The 11,876-nt window shown below is 59.7% G+C and carries 7 protein-coding genes; all 7 read left to right on the top strand.

Features of this window, described 5'->3' with window-relative positions; genetic code table 11:
- Position 1 precedes the first annotated feature (1 nt).
- Positions 2-1,039: a hypothetical protein gene (locus DWV20_RS01470; RefSeq protein ID WP_118256198.1), complete on the top strand. Its 1,038-nt coding sequence runs from the start codon at positions 2-4 to the stop codon at positions 1,037-1,039.
- 234 nt (positions 1,040-1,273) lie between these two features.
- Positions 1,274-2,329 carry a GTP 3',8-cyclase MoaA gene (moaA, locus tag DWV20_RS01465; protein ID WP_233539747.1) on the top strand — a complete coding sequence of 352 codons (1,056 nt, stop codon included), beginning with the start codon at positions 1,274-1,276 and terminating at the stop codon, positions 2,327-2,329.
- A gap of 4 nt (positions 2,330-2,333) precedes the next feature.
- Positions 2,334-3,635 (top strand): molybdopterin-guanine dinucleotide biosynthesis protein B, encoded by a 1,302-nt coding sequence (gene mobB, locus DWV20_RS10150; RefSeq protein WP_118256197.1) that lies wholly within the window; start codon positions 2,334-2,336, stop codon positions 3,633-3,635.
- Positions 3,636-3,923: 288 nt separating this feature from the next.
- A complete protein-coding gene (locus DWV20_RS01455) occupies positions 3,924-5,204 on the top strand; it encodes an MFS transporter (RefSeq protein WP_158551319.1) in 1,281 nt (426 codons plus the stop codon).
- A gap of 221 nt (positions 5,205-5,425) precedes the next feature.
- On the top strand, positions 5,426-6,247 hold the full coding sequence (locus DWV20_RS01450; protein WP_117637986.1) for an HAD family hydrolase: 822 nt from the start codon (positions 5,426-5,428) through the stop codon (positions 6,245-6,247).
- Positions 6,248-6,749: 502 nt separating this feature from the next.
- Complete coding sequence (locus tag DWV20_RS01445) at positions 6,750-10,115, top strand: Spy0128 family protein (protein WP_118256196.1); 3,366 nt, start codon at positions 6,750-6,752, stop codon at positions 10,113-10,115.
- A complete protein-coding gene (locus tag DWV20_RS01440) occupies positions 10,108-11,775 on the top strand; it encodes a SpaA isopeptide-forming pilin-related protein (RefSeq protein WP_158566271.1) in 1,668 nt (555 codons plus the stop codon). Before DWV20_RS01445 ends, DWV20_RS01440 begins: the two co-directional genes overlap by 8 nt.
- Positions 11,776-11,876 lie beyond the last annotated feature (101 nt).

Below are 11,876 nucleotides of genomic sequence, written 5' to 3'. Positions count from 1 at the left end.
CATGGACCTGCCGATCGTCCTGTCCCATAAGACTGCCTGGCTGTACCACAACGTGGCGCGCCCGTCCGAGCCGCTCTCGCGAGCAAGCAGCCTATACGATGAGGACTCGCTTGCTAACGAGGCGGAGCCGACTGCGGACCTGCCCAAATTGGGGCTCGATGCCAAGGGGCTGAGGGCTTCAACGGCAGTTGGGATCGTTACCGACTATCTGGTTTCGCTTGGTATTCCACGAGAAGAGCTCGATCATATCGACACGCTCGTCAACTTCGATTTTGAGCGCTCGACGCCGGCTGGATTTAGGTGCCACGTGTTTGGGGCGCCGGTACCTCCAGGCCATCTTATCGAGGTGGCAGAGGGCCTTCTAGTGGTTGATGAGGTCATGTGCTTTGTCCAAGCGGGTTCGTGGATGAGCGAGCCCGAGCAGCTGGAATATGGCTACGAAATCTGTGCCCGATACCATTTGAATCATCTGTCGACAGGCAATTATATCGAGATGGGGCAGAGGTATACCGTTGCCGATTTGATTGCTTATTGCAATGAGAACCGATCTCGTCAGGGGGCCATACGCGCGGCCGCCGTGCTCAAACGCGTGCACGATGGCGCGCGATCGCCCATGGAGACGGCCACCGCAATCATGGTCGTAGCAAAACGTTCCCAGGGAGGGCTGGGATACGCCAAGATCGAGCTCAACCATCGGGTCGATGTTCCCAGCGAGTTCAAGTATCTCGCTAAGGCCGGGTATTTCGAGATTGACGTATATGCGCCTGCGAGCGGTACGGGAATTGAATACAACGGTTCGGACCATCTTGATAAACAGCGCAGCGCGTCGGATGCGGAGCGTATGACCGTGCTGAGCGCGCTGGGCTTTAGGATGATCGTCCTCACCGGGACTCAGTTTGCCCACCAGCTGCAATTGCACCGGGCGGTGAACGCCATCGCACTCGCTATGGGTCTCACGTGCGACCGAAGCGAAGCGTTCCAGAAACGTCAAAACGACCTGCGAGAATTCGTGATTCGACACTGGGGTGGTGGCCTTTAGGGGCGTTCTGGCCCTTCTACGGGGTGCTGTGGGCAGGCAGACCATCACAACATTCGACGTTTTTCGCCAAAATCGGAAAAAGCATCGAATGTTGTGATGGTTTGTATGCTGAGGATGGGCTTGGAAAGTCCGTTTTGCTCGAAGCGACCTGTCCTGTCGTACGGGTGTCGGCATGATTCTCTCGTGCGGTATTATGTTTTCCGAAGAATAAAACGCCGCGTGAGGGGAGGCTGCGTGGACGGGCACGTGCAACATGACGGCTTTGGTCGCGATATCAACTACCTGCGCATTGCCGTTACCGACAAGTGCAATTTCCGCTGCATTTACTGCATGCCGGCCGATGGCGTGGCGCCCCGCGCGCACGACGAGCTGCTCAGCGCCGAGGAAATCGCCCGCTTTGTGCGCCTGGTGGCGGGGGAGGGAATTCGCCGCGTACGCCTGACGGGTGGCGAGCCGCTGGTCAGCCGCCGTATTATCCCGCTCATTCGCGACATCCGCGCGATTCCGCAGATCGAGGACATCTCGCTTACCACCAACGGCGCCCTGCTGCCCAAGCTGGCGCCGCAGCTCAAAGATGCCGGGCTTAACCGCGTCAACATTTCGCTCGACACGCTCGACCCTACGCTGTTTGGAAAGATCACGCGCCTGGGTCGACTCGAGCAGACCATGGCCGGCATCGACGCGGCGCTGGCTTGGGGCTTTGAACCCGTTAAGGTCAACTGCGTTGTGGTGCGCCGGCTCAATCAAGATGTGGCGGCCCTCGCGCGGCTCACGCTCGACCGCCCCATCCACCTGCGCTTTATCGAATATATGCCCATCGGCGACGAGCGCACGAGCTCGCATTGCGCTGTGGACCCGCATGCGCCTGCGCTCAATCCGGCGCTGTGGGATGCGAGCGACACCGTGCCGAGCGACGAGCTGCGGGCGCGCATCAATGCCGGGGCCGCCGCGGTTGGTCTGGGCGAGCTTGAGCCGCTCGACATCAACGACGCTCCTGCCGGCGCGGGCCCTGCACGCTACTGGCACTTTCCGGGCGCGGCGGGAACGGTCGGCTTCATCAGCGCCATGTCCAACCATTTTTGCGCGAATTGCAACCGTCTGCGCCTGACGGCAGACGGCAACGTGCGTCCGTGCCTGTTCAGCGATGCCGAGTATTCGGTGCGCGACGCCCTGCGCCGTGGTGATGATATGCAGGTACTTTCGATTTGGCGCGATGCCGTCGCCCACAAACCGCAGGAACACGCGATAATTGAGGGCACACAACGATTTATGTCCCAAATCGGAGGATGATCATATGGCCAAGAGCAGGTACGCCGATGCCACCAAGGCCGCTCGCAGGGCCGCGATGTCTGCCCACAAAGTCACGGCTGCGGCGAATGCTGGCAACGCCGACGCGTCCGCGCAGCCGACTGCCAGTGCTGCCACCGAGCCCGCCCGCGACGCCCGTCGCGACGAGCTGACGCACGTGGACGCCAAGGGCGAGGTACGCATGGTCGACGTGTCCGACAAGGCCGAGACCCATCGCATCGCCATCGCCGAGGGCACCATCCTCATGCACCCCGAGACGCAGGCCATGGTGCTGCAGGATCGCGCCAAAAAGGGCGACGTGCTCGCCTGCGCGCGCGTCGCGGGCATCATGGCCATCAAGCGCACGAGCGACATCATCCCCATGTGCCATCCGCTGCTCATTACCAAGAGCAAGTGCGACATTGCGCCCATCGCTGCGGCGGGGACGCCGGCCGAGGACGTGCCCGAGGGCTGGGCGCCGGCGCGCGCGGACGGGCAGGTCGGCTTTCACGTACTGGTTACGGCGGGCGTGACGGGCAAGACGGGTATCGAGATGGAGGCCCTGACCGGCGCGAGTGCCGCGTGCCTTACGATCTATGACATGTGCAAGGCCGTCGATCGCGGCATGGAGATCGTTGACGTGCGCCTGCTGCACAAGGAGGGCGGCCGCTCGGGTGTGTGGGATCGCGCAGAGCGTCAGGCCGCTGCTGTTGAAGCCATGGCCGCTGACGGTGCCGCGCCCGCGAGCGCATCCGTCGCCGTCGCGCCCGCAGCTCCGACACCGGCCGTCCCCGCGATCGCGTTTATCGGCTACCAAAACTCGGGCAAGACCACGCTCGTCGAGAAGGTTATCGCCGAGCTCACCCGCCGCGGTCTGCGCGTGGGTTCGCTCAAGCATCATGGGCATCACGGCTTTGATATCGATGTACCCGCTAAGGACACCTGGCGCCATCACCAAGCCGGATCCAAGCACGTGGGCCTCATCTGCGCCACGCGCTGGGCGGAGTACGCCGATACGCGCGAGGAGGACGAGATGCCCGCGCGCGAGCTGCTGTCGCGCTACAACGATGTCGACATGGTGATCATCGAGGGCTACAAGACCGAGGGCTTCGACAACATCGTGGTCGCGCGCTCCGGTGTCGACCGTCTGCGCGGCAAGAGCTCGCTCGACCTGGTCGACGGTCACACGCTGGCCCTTGCCTGCAACGAAGCCCTGGCACGTCAGGCCTTCGACGCCGGCTTTGCGACCCGAGCCATCAACATCAACGACGCCCGAGCCATCTGCGATCTTATCCAAGATCACCTTTAAGGGCCGGCTCGCTGCGCTGCCATAACCTGCCAAAAAGGGACAGGTTTGTTTTGGCAGGTTTTATCTGGGCAAACGTCATTTCCACCACAAAGGGGCCAGGCACCTTTGTGGTGGATTTTGCTTTAGTAGATGTGTGGGACATGCCTTACAATCTACCAAGTAGTTCATGACGGGCGAAAAACGGAGAAAAGGGGCTCGATGCGTCCATAATGTTTCATGTGGATAGATTGATTTGACAGACGGTGGCGAATGCCCGCCGTCCGCATTCGTACGAAACAAGGAGTCTCCATGCTCGCCTCTCTTTTCTCAAAGTCTCAATCATCGCTGTCCGTGCAGGCCAAGCGCCTGGTGGCAATGCGCTTTCTCATCTACACCGGCTTTCAGACCAGCTACTTTATCGGCGTCATCGGAACGCTCACCTATGCGGATGACGCTTCGGTCGTCGCGACATCGCTGGCCGTCCTGTTCATGAACGTTTTCGTGATCCTGGGATCCTTTGCGGGCGGCGCGGCGCTCGACGCCTGGGGCCCGCGCCGTCATTTCTTGCTGAGCATCATCGGCGCTCTCGCAACTGGCACGGCAATCATCGCCTTTGGTAGCGCGACCGGCGTCGTCCTGCTCGGCGCGGTGTTTCTGGGCTTTGTGATGGGATTCGCCCAGCCCATCGCCACGTCCTATCCGGCCTACCTCACCGACGATCCTGTCGAGCTCAAAGACATCAACTCCGCCATCGCCATGTTTTCAAACGTGAGTATCATCGTTGGCCCCACGCTGGGCGGCTTTGTCGCGGCGGCTGCGTCGTCGCGCGCGGTGTTCGTGCTCATGATGCTCTTTACCGTGCTGGCGCTCGTCGCCGGTTGGGGCTTTAGGCCGCAGACCAGCCATGTCGCCGGGGATGCGGATGCTGATTCGGCAGAGGAAGGGGAGCGTGCGGGACAAAGCTCCAACCCCAGCACGTCCTCCCGCGTCACCTTCGCAGCCAGCGTCAAGACGGTCTTCACCAACAGCGTCCTCGCGCTACTTTTCTGCATCATTTTTCTTTCGAACTTTGGCTACGGAGCCTTCGATCCGCTGGAGTCGTTCTTCTACCGCGATGTCCTGCATGTCGGTGTTGAGTGGATGGGCTGGCTCTCGTCGGCCAGCGGTGTGGGCGCGGTGCTGGGCGCCGTCCTCGCGCTCCGTTTGCCGCCGCACCTGGTCAACCTTAAAACGCTGCTCGCGGCGCTTATGTCCGTGGGCCTGGGAAGTTTGCTCTATGTGGGGACGCCGTACGTGGGCGTAGCCCTTGTCGGCCAGATTGCCCTAGGCGTGGCCTGGGGCGTCGTCAACCCGCTCCACAACACGATCGTGCAAACGACGGCCCCGCTCGAGCAGCTCGGTCGCGTCAACTCGGTCATGGGCTTTGGCAACATGTTTGCCGGCGTAGCCCCGCTGGCGATTGCCCCCTGGCTGGCGGCGACGTTTGGCGTGCAGCAGACGCTCGTTGGTGCGGGCATGGTCGTGACGACGGTTCCCGCGGCGCTGCTGCTGTTTGGACGCAATCACTTGGATCGTGCCGCAAAGCAGTAAAAACCATCACAACATTCGATGAAAATCGCGATTTTGCCGAAAAACGTCGAATGTTGTGATGGTTTGCGCTCCGGGCTAGGCCATCCTGCATCCTGCCACCACAAAGGGGGCAGGCACCTTTGTGGTGGTTTTGCTTTGACAGGCAGCATCCGCGCCTTGGTATACCATGTACGCCGTTTGCGAATACACCCCACATCGCCGCACAACCCAGAAAGGCTCCCATGGACACCACCTTTAGCCACATCAAAGCCGTGTTCTGCGATATCGACGGCACGCTGCTCACGAGCCAGCACACGGTGTCCCCGCGCACCGTGGCGGCGATCCGCGCCCTGCGCGAGCGTGGCGTGCTCTTTGGCCTGTGCACCGGGCGTGACGCCCACGCGACCGAGGCCATGTACGAGCTCTGGGGCATCGAAGGCCTGGTAGACGTGCTGGTGGGCTGTGGCGGTGCCGAGGTCATTGACCGCGCGCACGACATCAACGAGCTGAGCTATCCGCTGCCGGGCGAGACCATCGCGCGCATCTGCAAGCACATGGCGGACCTTCCGGCAACGCCCGTCTGCCCCCGAGACGGCGTGTTCTACGTGCCCGAGAGCAACGCATGCGTCGAGCACCTGTCGCGCGTCGACGGCGTGCCCTACCAGGTGGTCGATTTTGCCGAGTTTTTGCGTGAGCCGCAGCCCAAGGTGATGTTTACCATGGCGCCCGAGGTAATGCCGCGGGTGATTGAGCGGGCGTCGACGTTTGCCGATAACACTGTTAAGGCGGCGGCTCTGCAAACCACGCAGCGGCTCTACGAGTTCATGGATCCCCGCGTGTCCAAGACGCGCGGCCTTGTGCGCGTGGCGGAGCTCAACGACATGGAGCTCCAGAACATCTGCGTGTTTGGCGATGCCGATAACGACACCTGCATGGTGGCTGACGCCGGCGTGGGTGTGGCCATGGCAAACGGCAGCGACGCCACCCGTGCCGCCGCCGACTTTGTAACCGCGGGCAACGACGAAGACGGCATCGCGATCTTCATCCAGGAGCACCTGCTGTAGCGCTGGGGGAGAACCACCGCAAAAGGGGCAGGCTCTTTTGCGGTGGACTCAGGCGATTTGGGCGAATTGATACCTAAAGTCTGTGTGATAATTCAAATATTGTTGTCTTAACATCATGCTTCTAACCACCGATGGGTTAAAGATATTCTCATCAGTTTGGTAGGATATTCATCCCGGTTAATGACCTACCGCTCACGGTCGATTTTCGACCGTTCACAGGATGTTTGCTCTTGAGCAAATTGTTGTGCAAATAAATCTAATGCCATTAAAAAATAATAGGCAACTAAATTACCAGCAGAAACAAAAAATAGATAGCGAATAAACGAAGGCAAATCCGAGCAATTGTCAAGAGAATTGAGAACTTGCACAAAAATGTCGGTTTTGCTGCTCAGATGTTTAAACAATCATTATAATTGCATCATTAGCGAGCGCAATTACAGATTGCGCAGATACGTTTGATGGTGAAAGAGCAAGATTGCGGTCTCTTGGGGAGGAGACATCGATGAAAGCGAATTCGGACAAATCTAAGCAGAGTAATAAAGCGACGCGCCGTGTACTGGCAGGCGTTTTGTGCGGAGCCTCCGTGTTGAGCCTGGTGCTGTCGCTCGTCATGCCCCCGATCTCGCAGGCCATTGCCAACGATGCCCAGACGGTTTCTACCGAGAAAACTGTGATGGGGGGGGGTTCCTCAAGTGAGTCTACTGATGTAGGCAACACCAACAACGGGGATACCAAAAAGCTGAATAGCGGCGAGACCGAGGGCGGCGCGACCGAAGACGCTGCTGCTGCGGGCTCGACTGCCGATAGCGTGGAGGCCAAGGGCGCCGCACAGCCTTCCGACGCACAGCTTGCGGATGATGAGAATAACGATGAAAACGCGAACGCTCCCGCCACCGTCAGTGCCAATGACTATACCGAGGTAAGCAACGATGTTTCTAAGAAATTCGCCGACGGCGGCAAGTTCCGACTGACGGGTTCTGCCTATTCGGATCAGCAGATTAAAATCACCAAAGACACCATCATCGATCTTAACGGCAACATGCTCTGTAACCGTTCTGGCGGCTTAGACTCCTTCTTTGTGGTCGAAAACGGAGCCACACTCACTATCGAGGATTTGAGCAAAAAAACAAATGATTTACCAAGACCGGTCGATACGGCTAATGCGTCGGCGGGTCAGCCTGCGAGTATGGAGTGGGAAAGGGGAAGCGGCTCTAATAACGGCACTCCTAAGAGGCTTACTTACTATGAGACTAAGAGCACGCCCAATACAAATAGACTTGGCACCACCGAGACTACGTACGAGCATGTCGTTACGGGCTTTGGCGCTATTGATGCAGCATCGGAAAGCGGTTCCGTAAAGTATGTGGTCAACGTTGAAGCGGGCGGCATACTCAATCTCAAGGGCGGCATGATTACCACGGCTGCCAACCTGAGTAACGACGGTCATGTGATTTTTTCTCAGGGTACGGTCAAAATCGAAGGCGGTTACGTCACCAACGGCAACGGCGGTGGCTGGGGCGGTGGTCTGTGCATAACGGGCGCGAATGCCAGCCTCGAAATGACAGGCGGCGTGGTCGCGGGAAACAAGGCAGCTGCCGGCGGCGGCGTCTTTGCTGATAATGGAGCCACTCTGAACCTTGCGGGCGGAATTATCTCTGGCAACGCAACGTATGATAAAGCTATCAATAATGGTGAAAACACACGCGATGGCGGCTACGGTGGTGGTGTTTATACCAAGGGTGCAAAAGTTACCATTAGCGGTTCTGCCTGTATAACCAACAATCGAGTCGATGCTCGCATCACAGATATTGACCACCTTGGCAACAATGGCCTGCTCGGTGGTGGTGGCATTGCATGTACGCACGATGGCACGCTTAACTTAACGGGCGGCTTCGTTACGGCCAACTATTCCTATGAGGCTGGCGGTGGCGTCTACGCTGGTTTTTATGATAAAGATAACGACGGCGAGATCGAGAAAATCACTTTTAAAATGACTGGCGGTACGATTGCCGGCAATGTTGCCGATAACGCCGAAGGCGGCGGTCTGCGTGTCGCGGGCGGCGACAGCGCCGGCACGATGGCAACAATTAACGCCAGTGATACTGGCAGGGTTTACATTACGAACAATAAGACGAATACGGGTAGCACCAAAGGTCGTGGTGGCGACTGGGGCGGCGGTGGCGTCTTTATTCAGAAGGGCGGCAAGCTTAACATCGTAAAGACGCTGATTACTGATAATGAGGCCGGCGGCTGGGGTGGTGGCATCGGTGCCTGCCCTACGGGCGAGACAATTGTTTCGCACTCAAATGGTGCCGCAATCTACAACAATACGGATTATGGCAAGCACTTCTCCGCCGGTGGTGATGGCAAGGATCAGGACAAAGATATTGAGGGTTCTGAGTACATTACCGATGACTTCAAAAATGAGGGTCACAAGGATTTCTTCCTCGTGCGCAAGAAGGGCAGCAATAAGACGGTCGCAGTCGTTCTTGGCAAGATGCTCGGCAATCGTTCTGCTGGCTGGAAAGGTACCTGCGATGGCCAGAAAATCACCATCGATCCTAATGGCGGCGCCGAGGCCAAGTACATGTTTGGCCTTGAGGCTCATCCTTCCGACCAGGCTAAAATTGATGCACAGGCAGCGGCTACGACCATCATCAGCGGTAACTACTCTTACACCCACGGCGGTGGCATCATGACCAACGGCGACCTCATCGTCGGTGAGGTTACTTCCCTGGACGTGTATCCTGCAATCAAGGTCAAGGCTAACAAGGTCCTCATGAAGGACGGCAAACCGCAAGGCCTCACGGGCCACGGCTATAAGTTCAAGCTGTTGGGTAAAGCCGCCGATTCAGCTGGGGAGCCGTATTGGAATACGGACGGCTCACTTAACGCAAACGGATGCGAGGCGACGTCCGAGGTTACCGTTAATGAAAGTGGAGAGATCGTCATTGATACGGCTGCGAACTACCAGTCGGGCAATTACGACCTCTACCTTGTTGAAGTCCCTATCAATGAGGAAGGCACGACCTTTGATAAGGCCATTTACAAAATACATATAAAGGTTGGTACGACACCATTTAATACGACCAACCTCTTGGGGATCAATATTAATCGTTATGAAGTTGATAAGAGCGCTTCCACAGTATCCGTTAAAAGGGAAGGCGAAACGGGCTTCACCGAGTGTAAATCTCCTGAGTTCTATAACTGGAGTGTAGATCCGAAAGATAATACAATCTCGACCGTAAAAATCGGCAACAGCTCCAAACCTGCGTTTACGAACGAACTTGCGCCCTACCAGACTTCAGGCACTTGGACACCTCAGGTGACCAAGAAGGTCGATGGCGGCGAGATGAAGAAGTTCAAGTTCGAGCTATATACCATGGATGGCAGCGAGAAAACGGTGCTTGATACAAAGAGTACCGCTGATGACTCGAACAACTTGCAGACGGTGACGTTCGCCGAGCAGAAGATCGGACCACTCAAAGTCAGCGACTTCAACGACGATAAGGCAACATTCACTTATTACATTTGTGAATGTGCTGCTGACGCCGGCGAAGGCACCAGCCACAAGGGCTATACCAACGACACCAAGACTTTCAAGGTCGTGGTGACGGCAACGGATGACGGCAAAGGACATCTGAACTGCACGCCGTTCTACTACGAGGTCGACGCCAGCGGTCATGAGAGCGCGAAACCGACTGACACCCCCACCTTCACCAACACCTACTCCACCTCTTTGCCCCTTTCTGGTATGTCGGGCGTCACTCTGACGTACCTTGCCGGCGCGGCGGTGCTTTGCGCTGCTGCGGCCTGGATGCACATTCGTCGCAAGGCGAATGCGAAGGGAGGCGAGCGTCGTGAATAAGCAAGTTTGCTCCTTCCCGATCTTGTTTGCGCTGCTTGCCCTCCTGATCGGCACCTGCGCGGTTGTGTTCCCCGCTTCCGCGCAGGCCGCGCCGACCTCGACCGGTTCCATCACGGTGAGCGGCACCGTGGCGAGCAGCTACGACGCCTACCAGATCTTTAACGCCAACGTCGTCGACGGCGACAACGACGCCAAGATCGCCACCGACCTCGTCTGGGCAAGCGGCGCCGTGCGCGACGCCGTCCTGCCCGTGCTGCACAGCGCTGGCATGCCCAATTCCCAGACCACCGCGCAGGAAGCTGCCGAGTGGCTCAACACCGATTCCCACCTCACGAGCGCGCTGAGCGCACAGCTCGCTCGTTCCCTCCAGAGCTCTGGCGCCGTGTCCGTGGCCCTTAACGCGGGCACGGCGGCCGAGCTGCCCTGCGGCTACTGGCTCATCGTCGCCGACGACGACGCCATCGCCCAGGGCGAGGCCGGCACCGCGCCGATCATGGCCCTGGTCGGCGGCAGCGCCGTCACCGTCAAGCCCAAGGCGGCGACCCCCAAGGTTGCCAAGAATGTGCTGGAGGACAGCACCGCCGCATGGCAGAAGGCCGCCGACGCCACCGTGGGTGACGACCTGTACTGGCGCCTCTCGGCCGCGGTCCCGGCGGGGCTCACGGCCTACGACACCTATGCGGTGCGGTTCGTCGACACCATGAGCGCGGGGCTCGACCCCTCCAAGGTGGCCGCGAGCATGCATGTATACGTGGCGGCGGGCGCGGACGGCGGCTTCGACGCCGTCCCGGCCGGCAGGGACGGCCGCGCCGGCACCGAGCCCGCCAAGGGCTGGACCGACATTACCGCCCAGTGCGCCACCAAGGTGGCGGCGGACGGAACCTTCACCGTGCGCACCGGCGACCTCATCGCCGCGCTCGGCGGGGCCGACGCCTTCACCGCGGGCGCCCGCGTGGTCGCCGTGTACAACGCACCGCTCAACAGCGCATGCAACCACGGCATCGCCAAGGGCAACCCCAACGAGGTCTACCTGCGCTACCCGCGTTCCCCCCTTGCCGACCAGTCCGGCGACGCCGGCTTCACCCGTACGCCGAGCGACGATGCGTGCGCCTACACCTGGGATCTCGCGCTCACCAAGCGCGGCAGCGACGGCGACAAGCCGCTGCCCGGGGCGGTCCTGAGCATCGCCGACGACCGCGGCCGCACGCTAGCGGCCGATGGCACGTGGGATGCGGAGGGCAAGGCCACCGTCACCACGGGCGAGGACGGCCGCGTGACCGTCTCGGGCGTGGACTCGGGCAAGCTGGAGGTCCGTGAGCTCAAGGCGCCCAAGGGCTACACCGCTTTTAAGGGTACGCGATCCGTGACGGTCAAGGCCGATGGTCTGGACGTTAAGCAGGTGGCCGCCGCCAAGCCCAAGCTCACCATCACGGCCGAGTCGCCCCTGCGCGCCGACAGCGCTGACGGGTCGACGGGCAGCCTGGAGGCGTCGATCATCAACACGCCCACCGGCACGCCCCCTAGCATCTTCACCGGAGGCTTTATGCCCTCGACTGGCGATATGGCAATGTACGCCGCGGCCGCCGCAGCGGTCGCCGGAGCCGCGCTCATCGTGGTCGCGCTCCTGGTCAAGCGGGGAGGTGGCAGCCATAAAGAGTAGCTGGCAGCCCCACAGAGAGCGGGGCGAGACGTAGCGAAGTAGATGCTAAGACACAGACAGATGATGACCGATCGAATGAGAACCAACCGGAAAACGGAGGA

Source organism: Collinsella sp. AF02-46-1, from assembly GCF_003465825.1.
In the GTDB taxonomy this organism is placed as follows: Bacteria; Actinomycetota; Coriobacteriia; order Coriobacteriales; family Coriobacteriaceae; genus Collinsella.
This window is presented reverse-complemented; position numbering and strand designations above follow the sequence as displayed.

What these genes read in the sequence shown, in the direction of transcription:
- DWV20_RS01450 (WP_117637986.1), top strand. Translation starts at nt 5,426, where the DNA reads ATGGACACCACCTTTAGCCACATCAAAGCCGTGTTCTGCGATATCGAC.
- DWV20_RS01455 (WP_158551319.1), top strand. Translation starts at nt 3,924, where the DNA reads ATGCTCGCCTCTCTTTTCTCAAAGTCTCAATCATCGCTGTCCGTGCAG.
- mobB (WP_118256197.1), top strand. Translation starts at nt 2,334, where the DNA reads ATGGCCAAGAGCAGGTACGCCGATGCCACCAAGGCCGCTCGCAGGGCC.
- DWV20_RS01470 (WP_118256198.1), top strand. Translation starts at nt 2, where the DNA reads ATGGACCTGCCGATCGTCCTGTCCCATAAGACTGCCTGGCTGTACCAC.
- DWV20_RS01445 (WP_118256196.1), top strand. Translation starts at nt 6,750, where the DNA reads ATGAAAGCGAATTCGGACAAATCTAAGCAGAGTAATAAAGCGACGCGC.